Source organism: Sphingobium salicis subsp. salicis, assembly GCF_049472635.1.
Taxonomy (GTDB): domain Bacteria; phylum Pseudomonadota; class Alphaproteobacteria; order Sphingomonadales; family Sphingomonadaceae; genus Sphingobium; species Sphingobium yanoikuyae_A.
Map to the genome: position 1 here is coordinate 3,231,407 of NZ_JAYRCS010000001.1, position 22,393 is coordinate 3,253,799.

23 protein-coding genes are annotated in these 22,393 nt (G+C 66.6%); 9 read left to right on the forward strand and 14 right to left on the reverse strand.

Annotated elements, in window-relative coordinates; all coding sequences use genetic code 11:
* Positions 1–78: 78 nt before the first annotated feature.
* The 5 genes from VHN57_RS15735 to VHN57_RS15755 are packed head-to-tail and all read right to left on the reverse strand — an operon-like array spanning position 79 to position 2,840.
* Positions 79–696 (reverse strand): MarC family protein, encoded by a 618-nt coding sequence (locus VHN57_RS15735; RefSeq protein ID WP_004208345.1) that lies wholly within the window; start codon positions 694–696, stop codon positions 79–81.
* Entirely contained in the window at positions 693–1,340 is a 648-nt protein-coding gene (locus VHN57_RS15740) for a Cif family virulence factor (protein WP_037509060.1), read from the reverse strand. Before VHN57_RS15740 ends, VHN57_RS15735 begins: the two co-directional genes overlap by 4 nt.
* Complete coding sequence (gene folD, locus VHN57_RS15745; protein ID WP_423284465.1) at positions 1,337–2,230, reverse strand: bifunctional methylenetetrahydrofolate dehydrogenase/methenyltetrahydrofolate cyclohydrolase FolD; 894 nt, start codon at positions 2,228–2,230, stop codon at positions 1,337–1,339. The genes VHN57_RS15740 and folD overlap by 4 nt, the downstream gene beginning before the upstream one ends.
* The gene (locus tag VHN57_RS15750) at positions 2,227–2,550 is read right to left on the reverse strand and encodes a DUF167 family protein (RefSeq protein ID WP_029547849.1); all 324 of its coding nucleotides are present in this window, start codon (positions 2,548–2,550) and stop codon (positions 2,227–2,229) included. The genes folD and VHN57_RS15750 overlap by 4 nt, the downstream gene beginning before the upstream one ends.
* The gene (locus VHN57_RS15755) at positions 2,547–2,840 is read right to left on the reverse strand and encodes a YggT family protein (protein WP_136188038.1); all 294 of its coding nucleotides are present in this window, start codon (positions 2,838–2,840) and stop codon (positions 2,547–2,549) included. Before VHN57_RS15755 ends, VHN57_RS15750 begins: the two co-directional genes overlap by 4 nt.
* Positions 2,841–3,000: 160 nt before the next feature.
* Between VHN57_RS15755 and VHN57_RS15760 the strand changes: the two genes are divergently transcribed.
* Complete coding sequence (locus VHN57_RS15760; protein ID WP_423284469.1) at positions 3,001–3,522, forward strand: GNAT family N-acetyltransferase; 522 nt, start codon at positions 3,001–3,003, stop codon at positions 3,520–3,522.
* 8 nt (positions 3,523–3,530) lie between these two features.
* Here VHN57_RS15760 and argB read toward each other — a convergent pair whose 3' ends face one another.
* The 7 genes from argB to adh form a co-directional block, all read right to left on the reverse strand.
* Entirely contained in the window at positions 3,531–4,448 is a 918-nt protein-coding gene (argB, locus tag VHN57_RS15765) for an acetylglutamate kinase (RefSeq protein WP_004208351.1), read from the reverse strand.
* 25 nt (positions 4,449–4,473) lie between these two features.
* Complete coding sequence (locus VHN57_RS15770; protein WP_010338459.1) at positions 4,474–5,106, reverse strand: queuosine precursor transporter; 633 nt, start codon at positions 5,104–5,106, stop codon at positions 4,474–4,476.
* Positions 5,107–5,172: 66 nt separating this feature from the next.
* Positions 5,173–7,422: a hybrid sensor histidine kinase/response regulator gene (locus VHN57_RS15775; protein WP_185704359.1), complete on the reverse strand. Its 2,250-nt coding sequence runs from the start codon at positions 7,420–7,422 to the stop codon at positions 5,173–5,175.
* A complete protein-coding gene (locus tag VHN57_RS15780; protein ID WP_278986158.1) occupies positions 7,419–8,570 on the reverse strand; it encodes an FIST N-terminal domain-containing protein in 1,152 nt (383 codons plus the stop codon). The genes VHN57_RS15775 and VHN57_RS15780 overlap by 4 nt, the downstream gene beginning before the upstream one ends.
* 42 nt (positions 8,571–8,612) lie before the next feature.
* Positions 8,613–9,914, reverse strand: coding sequence for a DUF3422 domain-containing protein (locus VHN57_RS15785; RefSeq protein WP_278986159.1), 1,302 nt, complete (start codon positions 9,912–9,914; stop codon positions 8,613–8,615).
* Entirely contained in the window at positions 9,904–10,296 is a 393-nt protein-coding gene (locus VHN57_RS15790) for a DUF779 domain-containing protein (protein WP_278986160.1), read from the reverse strand. Before VHN57_RS15790 ends, VHN57_RS15785 begins: the two co-directional genes overlap by 11 nt.
* A gap of 138 nt (positions 10,297–10,434) precedes the next feature.
* Positions 10,435–11,955, reverse strand: coding sequence for an aldehyde dehydrogenase (gene adh / locus VHN57_RS15795; protein ID WP_278986169.1), 1,521 nt, complete (start codon positions 11,953–11,955; stop codon positions 10,435–10,437).
* A 208-nt stretch (positions 11,956–12,163) separates the two neighbouring features.
* On the opposite strand from adh, the gene VHN57_RS15800 reads away from it, so the two are divergent.
* A complete protein-coding gene (locus VHN57_RS15800; protein WP_278986161.1) occupies positions 12,164–13,516 on the forward strand; it encodes an FAD/NAD(P)-binding protein in 1,353 nt (450 codons plus the stop codon).
* A 99-nt stretch (positions 13,517–13,615) separates the two neighbouring features.
* Here VHN57_RS15800 and VHN57_RS15805 read toward each other — a convergent pair whose 3' ends face one another.
* Together VHN57_RS15805 and VHN57_RS15810 are read right to left on the reverse strand one after the other, a co-directional pair.
* Positions 13,616–14,947 (reverse strand): sensor histidine kinase, encoded by a 1,332-nt coding sequence (locus VHN57_RS15805; RefSeq protein WP_423284476.1) that lies wholly within the window; start codon positions 14,945–14,947, stop codon positions 13,616–13,618.
* The gene (locus tag VHN57_RS15810; RefSeq protein ID WP_037490491.1) at positions 14,944–15,690 is read right to left on the reverse strand and encodes a response regulator; all 747 of its coding nucleotides are present in this window, start codon (positions 15,688–15,690) and stop codon (positions 14,944–14,946) included. Before VHN57_RS15810 ends, VHN57_RS15805 begins: the two co-directional genes overlap by 4 nt.
* Before the next feature lie 198 nt (positions 15,691–15,888).
* Here VHN57_RS15810 and VHN57_RS15815 point away from each other — a divergent pair, with 198 nt between their 5' ends.
* Genes VHN57_RS15815 through VHN57_RS15845 form a run of 7 tightly spaced genes read left to right on the forward strand, consistent with a single transcriptional unit; the run spans position 15,889 to position 22,389 of the window.
* Positions 15,889–16,197, forward strand: a complete 309-nt coding sequence (locus tag VHN57_RS15815) for a high-potential iron-sulfur protein (protein WP_037520194.1) — start codon at positions 15,889–15,891, stop codon at positions 16,195–16,197.
* Entirely contained in the window at positions 16,197–16,853 is a 657-nt protein-coding gene (locus tag VHN57_RS15820) for a cytochrome b/b6 domain-containing protein (protein WP_278986163.1), read from the forward strand. Before VHN57_RS15815 ends, VHN57_RS15820 begins: the two co-directional genes overlap by 1 nt.
* 26 nt (positions 16,854–16,879) lie before the next feature.
* Complete coding sequence (locus VHN57_RS15825) at positions 16,880–17,344, forward strand: c-type cytochrome (protein ID WP_423284480.1); 465 nt, start codon at positions 16,880–16,882, stop codon at positions 17,342–17,344.
* Positions 17,344–18,135, forward strand: a complete 792-nt coding sequence (locus tag VHN57_RS15830) for a hypothetical protein (protein WP_423284482.1) — start codon at positions 17,344–17,346, stop codon at positions 18,133–18,135. The genes VHN57_RS15825 and VHN57_RS15830 overlap by 1 nt, the downstream gene beginning before the upstream one ends.
* Positions 18,136–18,152: 17 nt before the next feature.
* The gene (locus tag VHN57_RS15835; RefSeq protein ID WP_423284484.1) at positions 18,153–19,337 is read left to right on the forward strand and encodes a hypothetical protein; all 1,185 of its coding nucleotides are present in this window, start codon (positions 18,153–18,155) and stop codon (positions 19,335–19,337) included.
* Complete coding sequence (locus tag VHN57_RS15840; RefSeq protein ID WP_278986759.1) at positions 19,334–21,052, forward strand: DUF1592 domain-containing protein; 1,719 nt, start codon at positions 19,334–19,336, stop codon at positions 21,050–21,052. The genes VHN57_RS15835 and VHN57_RS15840 overlap by 4 nt, the downstream gene beginning before the upstream one ends.
* Positions 21,049–22,389 carry a DUF1552 domain-containing protein gene (locus tag VHN57_RS15845; protein ID WP_010338474.1) on the forward strand — a complete coding sequence of 447 codons (1,341 nt, stop codon included), beginning with the start codon at positions 21,049–21,051 and terminating at the stop codon, positions 22,387–22,389. Before VHN57_RS15840 ends, VHN57_RS15845 begins: the two co-directional genes overlap by 4 nt.
* Positions 22,390–22,393 lie beyond the last annotated feature (4 nt).

The window sequence follows — 22,393 nt, forward strand, 5'->3', positions numbered from 1 at the left end:
CATGTTACGCGCCCCATCCCTATCGTCCCCTGTTCCCGACTAGCATGGAACAGGGGCTGTAGGACAGGCAGGGACGGGTCAGAAGCTGGCCTTCAGCCCGTCGATCACGAACTGCGCCGCGAGCGCGGCGAGCAGCACGCCGAGCAGGCGGGTAATCACCGCCTCGATCTTGGTGCCCAGTATTGCCATCAGCGGCCCGGCCGCCAGCAAGGCGCCCAGCATCAGCACCAGCGTCACCGCCACCGCGACCAGCACGACCAGCCGGTCGACCATGCCGTCGGCGCGCGACATCAGCAGCATGACGGTGGCGATCGAGCCCGGCCCGGCGATCATCGGCATCGCCATCGGGAAGACGGAGACATCCTCCACTTCGGGCGTCTCGGCGATCTTCTGCGCCCGGTCCTCGCGCCGCTGGGTGCGCTTTTCGAACACCATGTCCATCGCGATCATGAACAGCATGATGCCGCCGGCGATGCGGAAACTGTCCAGTTCGATGCCGAGCACGCCCAGCAGCTGCTTGCCCCACAGGGCGAAGACCAGCAGGATGGCGGCGGCAATTCCGACCGCGCGGATCGCCATCGACCGGCGCTGGGCGATGCTCGCCCCGCTGGTCAGGCTGGCATAGATGGGCGCGCAGCCCGGCGGATCGATCACCACGAACAGGGTGACGAAAGCGGATATGAACAATTCCATCATGACGGCGCCCCCACCTTGTCGTCGATCACCACATCATAGCCGGTCCCGTTCCACATGCGGACGGTGACCCGGCGGCTGCCATCGGTCGCGACATCGGCGGACCAGATCAGGCTGTCATCCTGCGGCACCGGCGGCGCCTCCCCTTTTGCCGGGGGCGGACCTTCGGGCCGCGCGCCGCGCTTGCAGGTCGCAACCTTGCCGGTCAGAAATTCCGGCGCCTCCCGTTCGGTCGCCAGACGATCGCCATGATCGAGGATCCACTGCCAGCGGCCCTTCTTGTCGCGCCGCCACAGGGTGGTGAAATAGCCGACCGATCCGTCCGGCCGTTTCCAGTTACCGGTGCTGGCGGCGAGCAGACCGTCGCAGGAGACATAGACGATCGAGGGCGACCAGCTGACCGAGGCCGGCGGGTCCGCCTGCTTCTTCAGCCAGTCCTTCGCCACCACCCGCTGCGGCACGAACATCACGGCGTCATCCGCCGCCGTCTCGCGAAAGGCGGTCCATTGTCCCTTTTGCTGGGCAAGCCGGTTGAAGGCGATTTCGGCCGCGATCACCGAGCTGGGATCGGGCTGGTAACGCATCGGCGGCTTGGCCGCGACCAGCATCACCAGGCTGAGGGCGAGGAGCGCGCCGCGCCCCTTCACAGCCCCTCCGGCTTGGCGAGGCCCGCGCGCGCATGGGCGGCGACCAGCGTGTTGCGCAGCAGCACCGCGATCGTCATCGGGCCGACACCGCCGGGGACCGGGGTGATGGCGCGGACATGGGACTGCGCTTCGGCCGTGGCGACGTCGCCGACGATCCGGCCCTTGCCATCTTCGGTATCGACCACGCGGTTGATGCCGACGTCGATCACCGTCGCGCCCGGCTTGATCCATTCGCCCTTCACCATTTCGGCGCGGCCGACGGCGGCAACCACGATGTCGGCGCGGTGGACGATGCTGGCAATGTCGCGGGTGCGGCTATGGGCGATGGTGACGGTGCAATTTTCGGCCAGCAGCAGCGCCGCCATCGGCTTGCCGACGATGTTGGAACGACCGACCACGACCGCCTCCATGCCCGACAGGTCGCCCAGCTCATCCTTCAGCAGCATGATGCAGCCCAGCGGCGTGCAGGGCACCAGCGCGTCCTGCCCGGTGGCGAGGCGCCCTGTATTGACGACATGGAAGCCATCGACATCCTTGGCCGGGTCGATCGCGGCGATCACTGCCGCTTCATCGATATGCCTGGGCAGCGGCAACTGGACCAGGATACCATCGACCCGGTCGTCATGGTTCAGTTCCTCGATCAGGTCGAGCAGGTCGTCCTCGCCGATGCTGTCGGGGCGCTTGAACTCGAAGCTTTCCATGCCGGCGGCGACCGTCATCTTGCCCTTGTTGCGGACATAGACGCTGCTCGCGGGATCTTCGCCCACCAGCACCACGGCCAGACCCGGCTTGCGGCCCGTCTGTTCCACGAAGGCGGCGACGCCATCGGCCACCTTGTCCCGCAGTCCGGCCGCAAAAGCCTTGCCGTCGATAATCTTGCCGATCGTCATGTCGCGTCTATCCATGTCTCGATGATGGCGGTCAGCCGGTCCAACGCCTGCGCCCCGCCCTGTATCCGCAATCGCTTTAGCCGGTTGGTATCACCCGATTCCAGCAAAATCGCGCCCCTGGGCCAATCCAGCCGCTTGGCCAGCAGCGCGATCAGCGCCGCATTGGCCTTTCCCTTTTCCGGCACGGCGCGCACGCGGGCGGACAGCCAGTGCGCGCCATGTTCGTCGGTCCAGCGCCCGCCGACATCCTCGCGCGTGGCGCCGGGCGTCAGGCGGACCGCCAGAATGAGGTCATCCCCGTCCCGGCGCCAGCCGGTCACATCAGGCTGGAGAAGAGCGGCGGCAGGATCGCCTGACGGATGATGAGAATGCCCAGCAGGACAACCATCGGCGTCAGGTCGAGCGCGCCGAGATCCGGCATGATCCGGCGGATCGGATTATAGATGGGCGCCGTCATCCGATCGAGCGCGACCATCACGGTGCGCACGAAATCGCTGCCCATGTTGACGACGTTGAAGGCGATCAGCCAGCTCATGACGGCCTGGATGATGATGATCCACCACAGCACGTCGAGCAGGATGACGATGGTCTGATAGAGGGCGTAGGCCATGCGGTCTCCGAAAGAGCGGTTGGCGCTCGCTCTAGCCGAGGCATGGGGCCGGCCACAAGTCGAGACAGTCCCTTATTCCACCAAAGGACGCCATAGTTCTGCAAAAGCCTGCTCAGCAGGAAGGGGTAGCAGGACCAGCCTGTCGCGCTATAGCTGGGCCATGGATTTTCGTGACGCCTCCCCCGCCGATGCCCCGCTGATCGCCGCCATGCATGTGGAAAGCTGGCGCATCGCCTATGCTCATATCATGGACCCGGCCTATCTGGCGGGCGGGATCGAGGCCGAGCGGCTGGCCACATGGACACAGCGGCTCGAACATCCGGCGCCGGGACAGCGCATCATCATCGCCGAACGGGACGGGCAGCCGATGGGCTTCACCTGCATCATCGGCGGGGCCGATGATCGCTGGGGCACGCTGGTCGATAATCTCCACGCCCTGCCCGCCGCGCGCGGCACGGGCCTTGGCACGGCATTGCTGGCGCGCGGGGAGCAATGGGCGATCGAGGGCTGGCCCAAGACCGGCCTGTTCCTGTGGTGCTACAGCGACAATTTGGCCGCGCGCGGCTTCTATGCCTCGCGCGGCGGGGTCGAGGTCGAGGATTGGGACAAGCCTGGCCCGGATGGCCGGACCCTGCCGGAAAAGCGCATCTACTGGGCTGATCCGGCAATCCTGCTCCGATAAATCCGGACTTATTTGCGGATCAGCGTGCCCGCACCGCGATCGGTGAAGATTTCCAGCAGCATGGCGTGCGGCACCCGGCCATCCAGGATGACGGCGGCATCGACGCCGCTCTCGACCGCCTTGACGCAGGTTTCCAGCTTCGGGATCATGCCGCCGGTGATGGTGCCGTCGACCTGCAGCGCATGGATCGCCGCCGGATCGAGATCGGTCAGCAATTCCTTGTCCTTGTTGAGCACGCCCGGCACGTCGGTCAGCAGGAAGAAGCGCGACGCCTGAAGTTCGGCGGCGATCGCGCCGGCCATGGTGTCGGCATTGACATTATAGGTATGGCCGTCGGCACCGATGCCCACGGGCGCGACCACCGGGATGATGCCGTCCTGGGTCAGCGTGTCGAGGATGCGGCGATCGACCGAGACCGGATCGCCGACGAAGCCCAGATCGACATGGCGCTCGATGCCCGAATTGGGATCGGGCGCGCGGCTGTGGCCGACCTTCTCGCACAGGACGAGGCCGCCATCCTTGCCCGATATGCCGACCGCGCGGCCGCCCGCGCCACTGATCCAGCCGACGATTTCCTTGTTGATGGAGCCGGCCAGCACCATTTCGGCGATCTGGGCGGTTTCCTTGTCGGTGACGCGCAGGCCGTTCACGAACTGCGATTCGACGCCCAGCTTCTTGAGCATCGCGCCAATCTGCGGCCCGCCGCCATGGACGACGACGACATTGATGCCGACCGCCTTCATCAGGACGACGTCCTCGGCGAAGTCGCGTGCAGCCTCCGGATCGCCCATGGCGTGGCCGCCATATTTCACGACGAAGGTCTTGCCCGCATAGCGCTGCATATAGGGCAGCGCCTCGACAAGGGTTTCGGCCTTCGCGAGGAGCGCGGGATCGGGGGCGTAGTTGCTGGTCATGCGCGCGCGCATAAGCCCATATGCGCGCTACGGCAAGTTATCGATCGAGGCGACGGCCCAATGCGACCGCTGCGGAGATGAGCGGCGGCACCAGGATGATCGACAGCAGCACCTTGGTAATCATCTGTCCGACCATCAGGTCCATGATCGGCCGCTCGCCATAGAAGGAGATGGTGATGAACAGCAGGGTGTCGACGATCTGCGACACGACGCTGGCCACCATGCCGCGCAGCCAGACCAGACGGCCCTCGCCCCCGGCCAGGCGCGAGAAGATGAAGACGTTGAGCGTCTGCGACGTGCCATAGGAAATGAGGCCCGCCAGCATCATCCGCGATCCCTGCCCCACGACGATCGGGAAGGCATCGACGGCAGGCGGATACATGCCCGGATCATGCGGCAGGGCGATGACGATATGAATGAGCGCGGCCGACACCAGCAGCGGCACGAAGCCCAGGCGCACCAGCGCGGTCGCAGTCTTTTGCCCGTGCAGTTCCGACACAGCGCTGGAAATGATGACCAGCAGCAGAAAGGCGAAGATGCCGGCCTCCACCGCGAGCGGCCCCAGGGCGACCTGTTTCACCCCCAGCACGCCGGCCATGCACACCATGCCGCCATAGAGGATGGAAAAGACGAAGAGGGAGCGGGTCAGCGGCGCGGGCGATGAAGTCATCGCCAGCCCTTACCGGGATTCGGCCTGCGGGGGAAGATGGCGCGGCACGCCCTGCCCCGTCCCCTTTCAGGCCAGCATGGTGCGCAGCAGCGCGCGCAGTTGCGCGGGCTTTACCGGCTTGTTGAGCAGGGGGATGTTGGCGGCGGCGAGCTGGGTCTTGAGCGGTTCGCCGCGATCGGCCGAGATCATGACGGCGGGGATGCGGACGCCGAAATGATCGTGCAGGCGGGTGATGACCGTGTCGCCGGTTTCTCCGTCCTTGAGATGATAGTCGACCAGGATGATGTCGGGCCGGCGGCCATCGGCGAACAGCGCGGCCGCCTGATCATAGCCGTCGGCTGTGACGACGCTGCATCCCCAGCCGGTGAGCAGGGTGCGCATGCCCGACTGGATCTGCTTTTCATTGTCGACCACCAGCACCGACAGGTCGCGCATCGACCGGTCGCGGGTCGGCTGGCCAGTGTCGCCATCCTCCTCCCGCTGGGGCTGGCCGATGGGCAGGGCGATGGCGAAGGTCGCCCCCTGCCCCGGCTGCGAGCGCAGGCTGATGGGGTGGCCGAGCATGTCGCTGGCCCGCTTGACGATGGCGAGGCCCAGCCCCTTGCCCTGGCTGCGGGTGTCGAGCCGGCGAAATTCCTCGAAGATCAGCGCCTGTTGCTCGGGCGCGATGCCGGGGCCACTGTCGGTCACGCTGATCTCCACCCGGTCGTCATGCTGGATACAGGCGACCGAAACCGTGCCGCGCGGCGTGTAGCGGATGGCGTTGGAGATGAAATTCTGAAGGATGCGGCGCAGCAGGCGCAGGTCGGTCTCGACCCAGAGCGGCTGCGCCTCGATCCGGAAGGCAAGGCCGGCCGACCGGGCCATGGGGGCAAATTCGACATTCAGCGTCTGGAGCAGCCGGTCGATACGGAACGGGCCGATTTCCGGCTGGATCGCGCCGGCATCCAGGCGCGAGATTTCCAGCAGCGCCTCCAGCAGGTCCTCGACCGAGTCGAGCGCGGTCGAGGTCTGGTTGACCAGCGCGCGGGTCGGCAGCGCCAGCCGCCGATCGCCCAGCGCCGCGACGAACAGCCGCGCGGCATTGAGCGGCTGGAGCAGATCATGGCTGGCGGCGGCGAGGAAGCGGGTCTTGGACAGGTTCGCCTTTTCCGCGACGATCTTGGCATCGATCAGCGCCGCCTCGATCGCGCGGCGCTCGGCCACTTCCCCTTCCAGCTTGCGGTTGAGGTCGACCAGTTCGCCGGTGCGTTCTGACACGCGCCGTTCCAGCGTCTCGGCGGTTTCCTGAAGGCTGGCCTGGGCGCGCAGCATGTCGGTGACGTCGGTGAAGCCGAACACCTGGCCACCATCGGCCATGGCGTTGCTGCGCAATTCGAAATGCCGTTCTCCGGCGGTGCAGAGGCAGACCATCGCCTGCTGATCCGCGCCGCCCCCGCGCCAGTCGAGACAGCCCTGATCGTCCATCGCCAGCGTCTCGCGGCACCAGCGCTGCAATTCGGCATGGCTGCCAAGCGCGCCGGCGAAATTTTCCGGCAAAGCGAGCAGCCGGCGCAGCGCGTCGTTCCAGGCGGCCAGCTGCCCACTGCCGTCGAACACGCAGACCCCCTCCGACAGATTGTCGAGCGTGGATTGCAGCACGACATTGCGTTCGGCCAGTTCGCGGGCGCGGGCGCGTGCATCCTCCGCCTTCGCCTCGGTAATGTCGGTATAGATGCCGACGATGCCGCCTTCGCTGGTGCGCAGTTCGTTGATCTGTATCCAGCGACCATCGGCCAGCCGCTGCACCTGGCCGCCATCGGCAATGCCGTGCTTGGCCAGGCGATCCGACACCCAGCGATCGGGCGCGACCTGTGCCCCGGCCGGCCCCTGGCTGTGGGCGGCGATGCGGGCGATGTCGTGGAAAGTCAGATTCTGGTCCAGCCGTTCGGCGACCTGCGGCCAGAAGCCGAGATAGGCTTCATTGTAGAGGATCAGCCGGTCTTCGGCATCGAACAGCACGAAGCCTTCGTTGATCGATTCGATCGCATCGCGCAGGCGCACCTGCGCGGCGTCCGCATCGGCATGGGCCTCGGCCAGATCGGCATTGGCCTTGGCGAGGCGGCCCAGCGCATCCTCCAGCTGGAGCGTCCGGTCGCGCACCTTGGCTTCAAGCGAGATGGCGGTTTCGAACATGGAAAAGGCGTTGGCCGACATGTCGGTCGAACGTTCCACCCGATCCATCAGCGCGCCGTTGATCTTGCGCAGCTTGCGCACCTCCTCGCGCAGGGCATCCAGCTCCGCGTCGGTTTCAAGGGCGGTGCGCAGCTCGCTCATCGGCCAATCGCCAATCCGCTGAAGGTCTGGTTGACGTGCAACGCATGATATTGCTCGCCATAGGTGTTGAAGCCGATCACCCGGTTGCCGGCATAAAGGGCGGAAACATCGCGCGAAATCTGGCGCTGTTCGGCATCGATGCGGTTGAGCACGCAGTCGAAGGCGATGATCCGGTCCACCTCGCCCACGCGGGCGTGCAGGTCGGAGAAGAGCTGGCGCATGCCGGCGATCCGATCCACCGGCTCGCCGATATTGAGGACGATCCCCTCGTCGATCGCGCAATAGAAGGTCAGGCTGCCATCCGCATTGGCGCTCTGGATCGAGCGGACATGATATTCGCCGCCGGCCCGGACCATCGGCGGATGCGCCGCGAAAAATTCCATGCGCAGCTCCTCGCCGGCATGGCCGGCCAGGCGCAGATATTCGGCCGCGGCCGGCTCTGCATTGATCTCGGTCACGATGCGTTCGTGCGGGATCGCGCCGGTAATCACCATCTTGGCCGCGCCAGGCTGATAATGCTGCGCCTTGAAGACGTGCATCGGCCGGGTCGAGGAGAGGATCGCCACCACGGCGGCGCGGGCATGAAAGCGGCCGCCATCGAAGATCGCGGTCTGCCGGAAGGCAAGATCGTCGCCGGACGATCCGCCGATCAGCGGAATGTCGCCCAGCGCATCCTGGATCGTCATGGTCAGCAGCTCCTCCCGATGCGAGAGGCCATCGACCAGGAACAGCGCGACATGATTGACCAGCCCGCCCAGCCGGCGGCTGTCCCGTTCCGCCTGCGCCGCCAGCGCCCGCACGACTTCGCGCGCGGCGACCGGATCGAAATTGTCGATGTCGTCGAAGCAATGGGAGGTCATGCAGAAATCGGCAGCGGGAAAGCCGATCACGGTTAGGCTGTCATGATCATAGCCCGCATCGGTCAGTTCGCCCGAGCTGGTGCAGCCGATCACCGTGGTGCATTCGCTATGCAGGTTGATCGCCCGCGCCAGGCTGTCCCGGTCATAATGCTGGGAACAGAAGATCACGGCGCCGGCCAGCGGCTCCGTGCCGAGTTGATCCACCAGATCCGCCATCGCCTCGAACGGATCGTCGGCATGGGAGGACGCAAATCCTATCCCTGCCCTTACCCCTGCGCCTGTCGCCATTGTCTCTCCCCATCGCCCATTTTCTTATGCTTTGGGGCATTATCATGTAGCGGGTTCCGCTGGCCTGTCACGCGAAACAAGCCGGCTTTTGGCGCCGTGGATCAGGTGGAAGACCAGCAATGCGACGAATGGCATGGCAAGACCCAGCAGCAGCGTCGCGGACAGGCGCGGCCAGTGCTTTTCCACGGCCTTGAGCGGATAGGAGAGCAGGCCAAGCGCATAATAGCTGACGGCAACCGTCGACAGCCCCTCAACCAGTTGCTGAAGCTGGAGCTGCATCCGCGCGCTGCGGTCCATCGAGGCGAGCAGGCGGCCATTCTGGTTCTCGATATGGGTTTCGATCCGGGTGCGCAGCAGGGCGGTGAACTGCGCCGCGCGGCCGTTGAGCAGCGCCAGCCGATCGGTCAGCGCCGCGCAGGTGCGCACGGCAGGCCAGAGCCGCCTTTCGGTGAAGTCGGCGAGCGAGCGATGACCGGCGATCGGCACGACATCCAGTTCAGCGAGGCGACTGGCGACGATCCGGCCATAGGCGGCGGTCGCGCTCATCCGATAGGCGCAGCCGCTGTCGATCGACAATATGTCGGCGGACAACTGGATCAGTCGGCCCAGCAGCACATCGTCGCGCACCTCGCCGGCGGCCAGCGCCCGGCCGACCTGCTCCAGCGCCTGTTCCAGCCAGTCGAGATCGGCCCAGGCCGTGCGCGCGGGCGGCAGGCCGAGCAGCGCCAGATTGCGATAATTGCCCAGTTCCTGCAGCCGCTGGACGCAGCGGGCAAGATCGCCGGGCAGCAGGCCATTGGCGGCCACCACCATCCGGCCATAGCCATCATCATGGATGCGGAAATCGGTCCAGATGCGCGCGCCGCCACCGACATGGCAGGTGACGAGCTGGCCCGCCGGGAACCCGGCACTGGCCACCAGCTCAGCGGCGGCGCCCTCATCCGCGACGATCGCCAGCCGCACGGCGCGGATCACCGCACCCGGCAGATATTCGGCCCAGGCGATCGCGGCACGGGCGTCGGCCGCGTCGGGAAAATCCCAGCCGACCGGATCGTTGCCGCCGCGCACCAGGGTGACCGTGCTGGCCTCGCTATGCTGTTCCCAGTGGAGGTGGATGTCGGCGCCCAGCCGGGTTTCGCGATGGCGGCTGTCATGCCCTGGACGCAGATCGCCCGGCATGGCGGGCAAGGCCGCCAGTTCCGCCGTGCGCGCGTCCGCATCGAGCAGGCGGACAAGCTGGATCATCCGTGCCGGGACCGTCAGCCCAGGCTCGCGGCGCAACTGCATCTCGCCCACCAGCTGCGGGCGCAGCGCATGCTCGGTGAAGCGCCGCTCAGCCACCACGCGCCGGCTCTCCAGCGGCTTCCAGCAGATCGACCTCCGCATCGGTGAAGACGCGCGAGCGGACGATGAAGCGCTGCCCTTCCGGGCTTTCGAGCGACATGCCGGCGCCCCGCCCCGGCACCAGGTCGATCGTCACCTGGGTATGGCGCCAATATTCGAACTGGGCCGCGCCGATCCACACCGGCACATCGCCCGCAACATGGCCCAGCAGCACATCCTGCGGGCCGACCCGGAATTCGCCGCGCGGGAAGCACATCGGCGCCGAACCGTCGCAGCAGCCGCCCGACTGGTGGAACATCAGCGGGCCATGCTGGTCGGTCAGGCGCGCGATCAGCGCGTCGGCCGCGGGCGTGGCGAGAATGCGGGCAGGACAATCGGCCATCGATCCGATCCTTCAGAACCAAAACCGCCAAAGGCAAAACTGGCAGAAGCAAAGCTGGCGGGCATCCGGGGGAGGATGCCCGCCAAAGGTGCGGAGCGCCAAGAAAGGAGAGAGAAGGGGCGCTCCGCGGTGGATCCGTCAGAAGAAGCCCAGCGCCTTGGGGCTGTAGCTGACCAGCAGATTCTTGGTCTGCTGATAATGGTCGAGCATCATCTTGTGATTTTCGCGGCCGATGCCCGACTGCTTGTAGCCGCCAAAGGCCGCATGGGCCGGATAGGCGTGGTAGCAGTTGGTCCAGACGCGACCGGCCTGGATGCCCCGTCCCATGCGATAGGCACGGGCGCCGTCGCGGGTCCACACGCCCGCGCCCAGGCCGTAGAGCGTGTCATTGGCGATGGCGAGCGCCTCCGCCTCGTCCTTGAAGGTGGTGACGGCCAGCACCGGGCCGAAAATCTCCTCCTGGAAGATGCGCATCCTGTTATGGCCCTTGAGCACGGTGGGCGTCACATAGAAGCCATCGGCCAGTTCGCCGTCATGGGTGGCGCGATCGCCGCCGGTCAGCACTTGCGCGCCCTCTTCCTTGCCGATCGCGATGTAGGAGAGGATCTTTTCGAGCTGGTCGTTCGACGCCTGGGCGCCGATCATCGTCGAGGGATCGAGCGGGCTGCCCTGCTTGATCGCCTTCACCCGCGCGATCGCCCGTTCGATGAACTTCTCGTAGATCGATTCCTGGATCAGCGCGCGGCTGGGACAGGTGCAGACCTCGCCCTGGTTGAGCGCGAACATGGCGAAGCCTTCGAGGCATTTGTCGAAATAATCATCGTCCGCATCCATCACATCCTCGAAAAAGATGTTGGGCGACTTGCCGCCCAGTTCCAGCGTGACGGGGATCAGGTTTTCCGACGCATATTGCATGATCAGGCGGCCGGTCGTGGTCTCGCCGGTGAAGGCGATCTTGCTGATCCGCTTGTTCGACGCCAGCGGCTTGCCCGCTTCCACGCCGAAGCCGTTGACGATGTTGAGCACGCCCGGTGGCAGCAGGTCGCCGATGATCTCCGCCAGCACCAGCACCGACATCGGCGTCTGCTCGGCAGGCTTGAGCACGATGCAGTTGCCGGCGGCGAGCGCGGGCGCCAGCTTCCACACCGCCATCAGGATCGGGAAGTTCCAGGGGATGATCTGGCCGACGACGCCCAGCGGCTCGTGGAAATGATAGGCGATGGTGTCATGGTCGATCTCGCTGATCGATCCTTCCTGGGCGCGGGCGCAGCCGGCGAAATAGCGGAAATGGTCGATCGCGAGCGGAATGTCGGCATGGGTGGTTTCGCGGATCGGCTTGCCATTGTCGATCGTCTCGGCGAGCGCGATGAGGTCAAGATTGGCCTCCATGCGATCGGCCATCTTGAGCAGGATGTTGGACCGCTGCGTCGACGACATCTTGCCCCAGGCATCCTTGGCGGCATGGGCGGCGTCGAGCGCGACCTCGATATCCTCCGCCGTGCCGCGCGCGACCTGGCACACGACCTGGCCGGTGACCGGCGAGATATTGTCGAAATACTGGCCTTTGGCCGGTGCCGTCCACTGGCCGCCGATATAATTGTCGTAGCGGTCGCGGATCAGGGTCTGGCCGGCGAATTTATCCAGCGCCTGTTGCAGCATCATCTTGTCTCCTGGGTCGATTTTGTGATCGTCTTTCAGCCTTCAGAAGATGGCAAAGCAGGCCGCCGGTGCAATTGGACCTTCGGTCGGATCGCCCCGTCTGCGGGACGAGGCGGGCATGAGACGCGACCTGTGCCGCCCCCTCGACAGCGACCCGACGGGCTGCTCTATCTGGCAGGCCCCTTCCCTGCCCGGAGAGATTTCCCCCATGTTCCAAGTTTCCCACCTGGTCATCGTCGGTGGCGGGTTCAGCGGCACGCTGCTGGCGATCAACCTGCTGCGCTACGGGACGATGCGGGTGACATTGGTCGAGCGGCGGCCCGAACGGCTGGGCAAGGGTGTCGCGTTCGGCAGCGCCCTGCCCGACCATATCCTCAATGTCCGCGCCGGCAACATGAGCGCCTTTCCCGACCAGCCGGGCCATTTCGCGCAATGGCTGGCGGAGACGAGTGGCGGATCGGACGCCAGCTTCGCGACACGGGCGACCTATGGCCGCTATCTTTCCGCGCTGCTGGACAAGACCCGCGCCGAGGCAGGCGACCGGCTGGACGTGATCGATGACGCAGCGGTCGACATCCGCATGACCGGCGATGGCTGTATCGTCGAACTGGCTTCAGGCAAGACGCTGGCGGCCGATGCGGTGGCGCTGGCGCCGGGCAATCTGCCGCCGCATGACCTGCCGCCATTCCGGGATAAGACGCCCCCGCTCTATGTATCCGAACCCTGGGGCGCGGACATTGCCGAGGGGCTGAGGCCGAGCGACAAGATACTACTATTGGGCACGGGCCTGACCGCGGTGGATTGCGCGCAGACGCTGGACAGCGCGGGCTTTCGCGGATCGATCCTGGCGCTGTCGCGGCGCGGACTGGTGCCGCACAGCCATGCGCCGGCCATGCCCTTCCCCGCCCTGCGCGAGCGGCCCGCCGCCCATTGCGCCGGGCTGGTCCGCACCATCCGCCAGCGCGCCGAGGCGGTCGGCTGGCGCCGCGCGGTCGATGAACTGCGCCCCTTTACCCAGGATATATGGCGGGCGGCCTCCCCGGTCGAACGGGCGCGCTTCCTGCGCCATGCCCGGCCCTATTGGGACGTGCATCGCCACCGCATCGCGCCGCAGGTGGCCGAACGGATCGCCGCGATGCAGGCAAGCGGACGGCTGCGGATCGCGGCGGGCCGAATCATCGGCGCGCAGGACGCCGACCAGGGACTGATCGTGCAATGGCGGCCGCGCGGCGGCGAACAGGTGCAGGAAATCCGGGTGGCGCGGGTGGTCAATTGCACCGGGCCGCTGGCCGATCTGGGCCGGGCGGACGATGTGCTGCTGCGCCGGCTGGCGGATCGCGGCGCAATCCGGCCGGACGCGCTGGCGATCGGCATCGACACCAACCGGCAGGGCCATGCCATCGCACGCGACGGCAGCGCGCAAGAGCGACTGCTGGTGGTCGGGCCGATGACGCGCGGCGCCCATTGGGAAATCGTCGCCGTGCCCGATATCCGCCGCCATAGCTGGGACATGGCGCGCGCGCTGACCGGCGCGCAATGGGTGGAGGCGGAAGGGCTTTAGAGCAAATTCCGATCCGACTGCGTCAGATCGGTTGCTCTAAGTTTTTGGTTTAACGCGTTTTCCGAGTCATCAGGTGATTCCACCTGATCAGAAAACGCTCTAAACCGGCAGCTCAACCTGCGCGCGCAGCCCGCCATCGAGCGCGCGCGCCAGCGACACCTGGCCCTGATGCGCCTGCGCCGCCGACTGGACGATCGACAGGCCGAGGCCGACGCCGCCGGTGCTCCGATTGCGCGAGGGTTCGCCGCGATAGAAGCGCTCGAAGGCGCGGGCGATATCGGCCTGTTCCATGCCCGGCCCGTCATCCTCGATCGTGACGATCGCTCGCCCCTCGTCGCGCATCACCCGTACCCGCGCGCGATCGCCATATTTGATCGCATTGTCGATCAGGTTGGTGAACAACCGCTTGAGCAGGATCATGTCACCCGCGATGATGACAGGCTCCGCGCCCAGCAGGGTCACGTCGCGGCCCATGTCGGCGAAATCGTCGACCAGCCCCTCGACCAGCAGGCCAAGGTCGAGCGGTTCCTTGAGCCGGGGGCGATTTTCATTGTCGACGAAATCCAGCATCGTGCCGATCAGCGCCTCCATCTGGCGGATTTCCTCCTCGGCCGCGATCCGGACCGGCGCGGGCGCGGCGGTGAGGTGGAAATGGAGGCGCGACAGCGGCGTGCGTAGATCATGGGCGATCGCGCCGACGACCGAGGTGCGTTCGCGCACATAGCGGGCGATGCGCGCCTGCATCTCGTTGATCGATTGCGCCGCCAGCCGAATCTCGCTCGGCCCGTCGAGCGGGATCGGCTGTTCCTCCTGCCCTGCCCCCATCCGTTCGGCCGAGGCGGCGAAGGCGCGGATCGGGCGAGTCAGCCGCGCGCTGAACCAGAGGCTGAGCGGCACCACCAGTAGGATGCCGACTAGGAAGGCATATTGGCCGAGCAGCCGCCAGAGCGACCGCCCGCCCCGCGCTTCCCGCGTGATCATCCGCCATTGGCCGTCGGGCTGGCGGATCGCGGCGGTGAAGGTGCCCAGGATGAAGGGGTCGGCGACCCCATCGGGGCCATAAAGCTGCATCTCCGCCACAAACTGGCCGATGCGCTCGCGATCGCCGGGGTCGAGGCGGATGCGCGCATCGGCCGCAGGCAGAGCAAGGCGTCGGGCCAGCAGCGCGGCGATCAGCCGATCGGCCGGGTCGATCGATGCCGGCGGCGCGGCGGCCTGCCGCACCTCATGCACCACCGGCTCGTCGCGCAGCAGGGGCTGGCCATGGACGATGCGGGCAATCTCATAGACCGACAGCGGCACCCGTTCGGGCGGAATGAAATAGAGCAGCAGGGTGAGGCTGAAGGCGGTCAGCGTCAGGATCACGACCAGGGCCAGCGCCAGCAGATGGGCGTGGATCGAATTGGCCCAGCGCAGGAAACCCGCCTTCATCCGCGCTGCACCGGCGCCTGGAAGATATAGCCTTCGGACCGGACGGTGTGGATCAGTTCGCCGCGTGCGCGGGTGCCAAGCTTGCGGCGCAAGCGGCTGACCTGGGTGTCGATCGCCCGGTCGAACACATCGGCATCCTCGCCGCGCGCCAGTTCGACCAGCGCGTCGCGGTTCAATATCTGCTGGGGATGTTCGATGAAGGCGAGCAGCAGGGCGAACTCTCCCTCCGACAGGCTGATGATGATGCCGGCGGGATCGCGCAGCACCCGGCGCACCGGATCGAGCTGCCACCCTTCGAAATGATAATGGGCCAGCACCGGCTGGCGGGTGTCGGCGACCGGGCGACGGCGGCGCTGCAGCGCACGGATGCGGGCGAGCAACTCGCGCGGCGACAGCGGCTTTGGCAGATAATCGTCGGCGCCCATCTCCAGGCCGGTGATCCGGTCGCCTTCCGTCCCCAGCGCCGACACCATGATGATGCCGGCATCCTGCTGTCCCGCGAGCGAACGGGCGATCGACAGCCCGTCCTCGCCCGGCATCATGACGTCGAGGACGATGATATCGACCGGCTGATGGGCGAGGATGGCGCGCATCGCCGGGCCATCGGCCGCTTCGCTGACGACATAGCCTTCCTGCATCAGGAAAGCACGGACCAGCGCGCGCAGCGACGGATCGTCATCGACGATCAGGATATGCGTGTCGCCCGGCGCGCTGTCGCCTGTCAGCTTCGCTGTCACCCTCATCCCTCCTCTTCCCATTCCGCCCCTTCTAGCCGCCGGCCCGCGCCGGATTTTGTCAGGCCCGACACAAAGGGCGGAATAAGCGCCTGCATTCTGCGCCGATTTTGTCGGCGCTGACAAATTAATCCGCCGCCCCCCTGCTAGAAGGATCGCACAAGAGGACCGGAGCAACCGGGCCGGCAGGGAAGAGGAGTGGGCCGCATGGCGGCAAGCCATCATCATGTCCGTCACTGGAGCCGTCGATCGGCGCTGGGCCTGATCGCCTGCGTGCCGCTGGGGATGGCGAGCATCGCCCAGGCCGCCGAATGCGTCGATCCGGCCAGCCTGTCCGCCGCGCAGAAGAGCATGCGCAAGTCGCTGGGCTTTCGCACGTCGAACGATGCGACCAAGCGCTGCGGCCTGTGCGCCTTCTTCACCGCCGCCCAGCCGGGTTGCGGCAAATGCGCGCTGCTGAGCGGCGGCATCGTGCCGGCCGAGGGCGTGTGCGACAGCTGGGCGAAGAAGAGCTGATGGCGAACCATGCCCGCCAATATGTCTGGGACTTGCCCATCCGCCTGTTTCACTGGGCGCTGGTCGGCCTGATCGGCTTTTCCTGGTGGAGCGTGGAAACCTATCACATGGACTGGCATCGCCTGTCGGGTCAGGCCGTGCTGTTCCTGATTGTCTTTCGCCTGATCTGGGGCCTGATCGGGTCCGGCCCAGCGCGCTTTGCCCAGTTCCTGCGCGGGCCGCGCGCGATATTCGCCTATCTGACCGGCCGTGCGCCCGCGGCGCCCGGCCATAATCCGCTCGGTGGCTGGAGCGTGGTGGCGATGCTGCTGGCGCTGTCGGTGCAGGTCGGCACCGGCCTGTTCGCGGTCGATATCGACGGCATCGAATCCGGGCCGCTGTCGCATCTGGTCGATTTCGATCAGGGCCGGCTCGCCTCCGACATCCATGGCATCAGCTTCACCATCCTGCAGGTGCTGATCGGCCTGCATGTCCTGGCGGTGCTGTTCTACCTGCTGGTGCGACGGCGCAACCTGATCGGGCCGATGGTCAGCGGCCGGGCGAAAGTGACCGGCGAGCCGGTGGCGGTGCGGCGCGCGTCGCCTGTCGCCTTCGCCGTCGCGATCCTGCTGGCGGGCAGCCTCGCCTGGTGGGTCTTTGCCGATCCGATGCTGTGACAGACATGAAAGGGACGAGGATGAGGATGCACGATAGAGCCCGGATGAAGCGGCCGATCGCGATGCTGGCACTGCTCTGCGCGGCGCCGCTGGCGGCGGCACCCGGCGATATCGTCGCCACCCGGATCGCGGGTTTCCGCGAGGTCGGCGCGGCATTCAAGAATATCAATGACGAGCTGAAATCGGCCACGCCGCAAACCTATGTGATCCAGATTTCGGCGCGGCAGATCCGCGACTATGCCCGCCAGCAACAGGGCTGGTTCCCGGCCGGCAGCGGCCCGAAACCCGGCGTCAAGACGGCGGCCAAGCCCGAAATCTGGAGCCAGCCGGCCGCATTCAAGGCGGCGCAGGACGGCTTCACCGCGCAGGCCAACAGCTTCGCCACCGTGGCGGCGAGCGGCGGCGTGGCGAAGATGCGCGCGGCGGCCAAGACACTGGGGCAAAGCTGTGGCACCTGCCACCGCAGCTTCCGCGTCGAGGAGAAGCGCTGATGTGGCGCCGGGCGGCCGCGATCCTGTGGCTGGCGCAGCCGGCCGCGCTCTGGGCGCAGGCCGCCGACCTGCCGCCCGAGGCAGCAAGTGGCGAGCCGCTGCCGGCCGGTGTCAGCATCCGCAAGGTCGGTGACCAAAACGTCTATGTCGATGCCCATGGCCGCACCCTCTATGGCATGGATATGCGCGCGGTGACCGGGCGGACCGGGCATCAGCCGCTCTGGTGTTCGGGCGACTGCCTGACGCAATGGGCGCCGCTCGCCGCGCCCGCCAAGGCGGAGATCGTGCCCGCACCGCCCGAGTTCGGTGGCGATCGCAAGGCGCCCCGGCTGAAGCAGGACGGCCCCGACTGGATCGTGATGCAGGGGCCGAGCGGGCCGCAATGGGTCTATAAGCGGGTCAATCTGGTCTTCACCCATGTTGGTGAGCGGCCCGGCACGATCGACCATGAGGGCGAGGACGGCCTCGTCTGGAACAGCCTCAAATATATGCCGGCCGCGCCCAAGATCGACGCGCCGGCCGATGTGACGGCGCGGCTGGTGGACGGGCGCTATCTGCTGGTCGATGGCCAGGGCAATTTGCTGGTGACGCATAAGGGCAAGGCTTGCGGTTCGGCCTGCGCCAACTGGCGCGTCTTCCCGGCGGGCATGGCGCGACGGGGCATGGGCGCCTGGACCGTGCGGCCCGATGGCGACCGCGCCCAATGGGCCTATCGCGACCGGCCGGTCTTCACCATCGAGGGCGACGACCCGGCCGATATTCCGGCCGATGCCGAGCCGCTGATCCCATGATATTTCGCAAGGAGAGGATGATCGTGCAGAATCATCGCAAACTATTCCTGCTGCTGGGCGCACTGCCACTCGCGGCGTCGGTTTCGGCGCAGGGTGATGCCCCCGCGAAGTCCGCCGCCCCTGCCGCGTTGCCCGCGCCGCCGGCCAATGGCGAGATGGGCTTCGTTGTCAGCCATTTCGCGCCCGCCATCTATCAGGGCAAGGAGGATTGCCCGCAGGGCCTGGCCGCCACCCTGCGCGAAAATTATCTCCAGACCCAGCCGACGGGCGAGCGGACGCGGCTGCTGGAAAAGGCGAACGAGAAGGAACTGACCGCGCGCTGGACCGGCTATGCCTTTGGTCCCGACAATCTCAACATCTGCACCCATCCCGACAAGTTCGACCGGCCGCCCCAGCGCATGGTTCAAGGCAAGGTCGCGCAGGGGCTGAACCTGGACGATGATACGGGCGGCGCGGCGGCGGACGACAGCTGCGGCCATGCCAATTTTACCGGGCCAGCCGGCGAGCAAGGTGTCGACAACCAGATGTGGCGGGCGATGGGCTGCGTGCGGACCTGGCGCGGGGTCGATGGCACGGGCGGCGACATCGTCAAGGGCCTGACCCAGTTCCTGGTGAGCGGCGAACATAGCCAGCTGCTGTTGCTGACCGGCGTCGACAGTCTGGAGAATGATCCCGAGGTGACGGTGATCTACGCCAATACCGAGGATCGGGCGGTGGTGGATTCGCGCCAGAATTTAATCCCCGGCGCCAGCTACAGCGTCACCGCCAATGCCGCCCATCGCAATGTGCTGAAAGGGCGGATCGTCAATGGCGTGCTGACCACCGAGCCGGCCCATATCCGCCTGAAGCAGAATTGGGGCCAGGGATCGGAGCGGGACATTCGCGGCCGGCGCAACGAATATGATTTCACCAAGGCGCGGCTGCGCTTCACCTTCCAGCCGGACGGATCGATCAAGGGCATCGTCGGCGGCTATCAGCCGATCTGGAACGTGATGGCCAGCGCCTCGGTCGGTGGCGAGGGCGCGGCGACCACGGCCGGCTATGACTGCGCCGCCATGTATGCCGCCTTGAAGGCGATGGCCGATGGCGATCGCGATCCGGCGACCGGCCAGTGCCGCCGCATTTCCAGCGGCATGGAGGCCTGGGCCGTGCCCGCCTTCATCACCGACCGCCTGCCCCAGCCCAAGGTGGCGCAGCGATGAGCCGGCCGTTTCGCCACAGGGCGCGCTGGGCGCTGCTCGCCGGGTTGCTGCTGAGCGCCTGCACGGTCGAAAAGGCGCCACAGACCGCTGCCACGCCCGAAGCCAGCTTCGCCCCCTTGAAGACGCCGCTGGGTCAGGTGGCGGGGATGCGCCGCCTGACCGAAGCGCAATATCGCAACAGCATCGCCGATATCTTCGGCCCGGACATCAAGGTGGCAGGCCGGTTCGAGCCGATCGTCCGGCCAGTGCATGAGCTGATCGCGACCGGCGCCAGCGCATCGACCATCTCGCCCGCCGGGCTCGAGCAGTTCGACGCGATGGCGCGCAATATCGCCGCGCAGGTGTTCGCGCCGGATCGCCGCGCCCAGTTCATGCCCTGCGCCCCGCGCGATGCGGCCGCGCCCGACGCCGATTGCGCCGCACGGACGCTGATGCCGATCGGTCGCTACCTGTTTCGCCGGCCGATGACTCAGGAGGAGATCGGCGCCTTCGTCATGATGGCCGGCAAGGGTGCTGGCGATGGCCAGGGCTTCTATGACGGGATGCAGCTGGCGCTCGCCGCCATGCTGGTATCGCCGCAATTCCTCTACATCATCGAGAGCGCGGAGCCCGACCCGGAAGCGCCCGGCAGCCTGCGGCTCGACAATCATGCCCGCGCCGCGCGGCTGAGCTATCTGCTGTGGAACACGACGCCCAATGAGGCGCTGCTGCGCGCGGCCGATGAGGGCAAGCTCACCGATCCGGCCCAGCTCGCGGCGATCGCGCAGAAGATGGTGCGTTCGCCCCGGCTGGAGGATGGCGTGCGCGCCTTCTTCGCCGACATGCTGTTGTTCGAGAAGTTCGACGAGATGGCCAAGGACCAGATCGTCTATCCCCGCTTCAACCCCGATGTGGCGTCGGCCCTGTCCGAACAGATGCTGCGCATGATCGTCGACCAACTGGTGACGCGGCAGGGCGATTATCGCGACCTGTTCACCACCCGGCGGACCTTCATCAACCGGGCGCTGGGGCCACTCTATCAGGCCAAGGTGTCCAGCATGCAGGGCTGGGTGCCCTATGAATTTGCCGATGGCGACGATCGCGCCGGGCTGCTGGGCCAGGCCGGTTTCCTGGCGCTCTATTCCCATTCGGGGCGCAGTTCGCCGACCCTGCGCGGCCGGGCGATCCGCGAACTGCTGCTGTGTCAGCCGGTGCCCAACCCGCCGGGCAACGTCAATTTCACCGCCGTGCAGGATGTCGGCAACAAGGCGATGCCGACCGCGCGCATTCGCCTGAACGCCCATAACAGCGATCCGGTCTGTGCCGCCTGTCACAAGATCACCGATCCGCTGGGCCTGCCGCTGGAGCGGTTCGACGGCATCGGCGCCTTCCGCCGGACCGAGAATGACGCGCCGATCGATACCGCCGGCGTGTTCGAGGGCACGGCCTTCCAGGGCAATGTCGGCCTGGGCCAGGCGCTGGCGGCGAGCAAATCGACCACCGAATGCGTTGCCGGTCGCGCCTTCCAATATGCGACCGGGCGCATGCCCGAAGATGAGGAAGCGACCGCCATGGCGCTGGAACAGGGCTTTGCTGCCGACGGCTATCGCATCCAGGCGCTGTTCCTGCGGGTCGCGACCATGGCCGATGCCTATCGCGTCAGCACCCCACCGCTGGCCAAGCCGCAGGTCGCGATGATGACCAGCCCGCATATCCGTGAAGGAGACCGTCCATGAGCTTCACCCTCGATCGCCGCACCGCGCTGCGCGGCATGGTCAACGGCATGGCCGTGGCCGTCGGCCTGCCGCTGCTCGACATCTTCCTCGACGGCAACGGCACCGCCATGGCGGCGACCGGCGCGCCGATGCCGATCCGATTCGGCACCTGGTTCTGGGGGCTGGGCGTCAATCCGCCGCGCTGGTTCCCCAGCGCCGCCGGCAAGGATTATGAGCTCAAGGTCGAGCTGGCCTCGATCGAAGCGCTCAAGCACAAGGTCAATATCCTGGGCGATTTCACCCTGCCGCTCGACGGCAAGCCCAACCTACCACACATCAGCGGCGGCATCGGCATCCGCACCGGCATGGCGATCGATTCCGACCGTGGCCTGCCGGGGCCGTCCTTCGACGTGTCGATCGGCGATGTGATCGGCACCCGCACCCGCTTCCGCTCGATCGAGCTGTCGGCAACCGGCGATCCGCGCAATTCGCTGTCCGGGCGCGGCAATGGCAATCTCAACCCGGCGGAAGTGTCGCCCGCCGCCCTTTATACAAGGCTGTTCGGCGCCGGCTTCCATGATCCCAACAGCGCGACCTTCACCCCCGATCCGGCGGTCATGGCTCGGCGCAGCGTCCTGTCCGGCGTGTCCGACCAGCGGCAGGCGCTGGAGGCGCGGCTGGGCGCGGCCGACAGGCAGCGGCTCGACCAATATTTCACCTCGCTGCGGCAGCTGGAAAACCAGCTCGACGTGCAACTGACCAAGCCGGCGCCGATGCAGGCCTGTGTCGTTCCGCCCAAGGTGCCCGACCTGCCGGTCAATGCCGAGATCGAGAATGTCATGCGCAATCACGAGATCATGACCGATCTGCTGGTAATGGCGATGGCGTGCGACAATGTCCGCCTGTTCAACATGAACTTCAACAATGGCGCATCGTCGCTGACGCGGGTGGGCAGCACCATCACCCATCATCAGCTGACCCATGAGGAGGTGCTGGACAACCGGCTGGGCTATCAACCCGAAGTCACCTTCTATGTCGACAAGTGCATGGAGGCCTGGACCTATTTCATCAAGGCGATGGACGCAGTGAAGGAAGGCGACCGCACCCTGCTGGATAACAGCCTGGTCTTTGCCCATAGCGAGACCGAGTTCGCCAAATTCCACACCATCGACAATATCCCGATGATGACGGCGGGGTCGGCCGGCGGACGCATCCATACCGGCCAATATATCACCGGCGACGGATCGCCGGTCAGCCGGGTCGGCCTGACCCTGCAACAGGCGATGGGCGTGCCGGTCGACCGTTGGGGCACGGGCAGCCTGGAGACGAACAAGATCATCCCCGGACTGATCGTCTGATCCC

Excerpts from the sequence above, each read along its gene's own strand:
- VHN57_RS15735 (WP_004208345.1), bottom strand. The coding sequence starts at position 696 with ATGATGGAATTGTTCATATCCGCTTTCGTCACCCTGTTCGTGGTGATC.
- folD (WP_423284465.1), bottom strand. The coding sequence starts at position 2,230 with ATGACGATCGGCAAGATTATCGACGGCAAGGCTTTTGCGGCCGGACTG.
- VHN57_RS15755 (WP_136188038.1), bottom strand. The coding sequence starts at position 2,840 with ATGGCCTACGCCCTCTATCAGACCATCGTCATCCTGCTCGACGTGCTG.
- VHN57_RS15760 (WP_423284469.1), top strand. The coding sequence starts at position 3,001 with ATGGATTTTCGTGACGCCTCCCCCGCCGATGCCCCGCTGATCGCCGCC.
- argB (WP_004208351.1), bottom strand. The coding sequence starts at position 4,448 with ATGCGCGCGCGCATGACCAGCAACTACGCCCCCGATCCCGCGCTCCTC.
- VHN57_RS15770 (WP_010338459.1), bottom strand. The coding sequence starts at position 5,106 with ATGACTTCATCGCCCGCGCCGCTGACCCGCTCCCTCTTCGTCTTTTCC.
- VHN57_RS15775 (WP_185704359.1), bottom strand. The coding sequence starts at position 7,422 with ATGAGCGAGCTGCGCACCGCCCTTGAAACCGACGCGGAGCTGGATGCC.
- VHN57_RS15780 (WP_278986158.1), bottom strand. The coding sequence starts at position 8,570 with ATGGCGACAGGCGCAGGGGTAAGGGCAGGGATAGGATTTGCGTCCTCC.
- VHN57_RS15790 (WP_278986160.1), bottom strand. The coding sequence starts at position 10,296 with ATGGCCGATTGTCCTGCCCGCATTCTCGCCACGCCCGCGGCCGACGCG.
- adh (WP_278986169.1), bottom strand. The coding sequence starts at position 11,955 with ATGCTGCAACAGGCGCTGGATAAATTCGCCGGCCAGACCCTGATCCGC.
- VHN57_RS15800 (WP_278986161.1), top strand. The coding sequence starts at position 12,164 with ATGTTCCAAGTTTCCCACCTGGTCATCGTCGGTGGCGGGTTCAGCGGC.
- VHN57_RS15805 (WP_423284476.1), bottom strand. The coding sequence starts at position 14,947 with ATGAAGGCGGGTTTCCTGCGCTGGGCCAATTCGATCCACGCCCATCTG.
- VHN57_RS15810 (WP_037490491.1), bottom strand. The coding sequence starts at position 15,690 with ATGAGGGTGACAGCGAAGCTGACAGGCGACAGCGCGCCGGGCGACACG.
- VHN57_RS15815 (WP_037520194.1), top strand. The coding sequence starts at position 15,889 with ATGGCGGCAAGCCATCATCATGTCCGTCACTGGAGCCGTCGATCGGCG.
- VHN57_RS15820 (WP_278986163.1), top strand. The coding sequence starts at position 16,197 with ATGGCGAACCATGCCCGCCAATATGTCTGGGACTTGCCCATCCGCCTG.
- VHN57_RS15825 (WP_423284480.1), top strand. The coding sequence starts at position 16,880 with ATGCACGATAGAGCCCGGATGAAGCGGCCGATCGCGATGCTGGCACTG.
- VHN57_RS15830 (WP_423284482.1), top strand. The coding sequence starts at position 17,344 with ATGTGGCGCCGGGCGGCCGCGATCCTGTGGCTGGCGCAGCCGGCCGCG.
- VHN57_RS15835 (WP_423284484.1), top strand. The coding sequence starts at position 18,153 with ATGATCGTGCAGAATCATCGCAAACTATTCCTGCTGCTGGGCGCACTG.
- VHN57_RS15840 (WP_278986759.1), top strand. The coding sequence starts at position 19,334 with ATGAGCCGGCCGTTTCGCCACAGGGCGCGCTGGGCGCTGCTCGCCGGG.
- VHN57_RS15845 (WP_010338474.1), top strand. The coding sequence starts at position 21,049 with ATGAGCTTCACCCTCGATCGCCGCACCGCGCTGCGCGGCATGGTCAAC.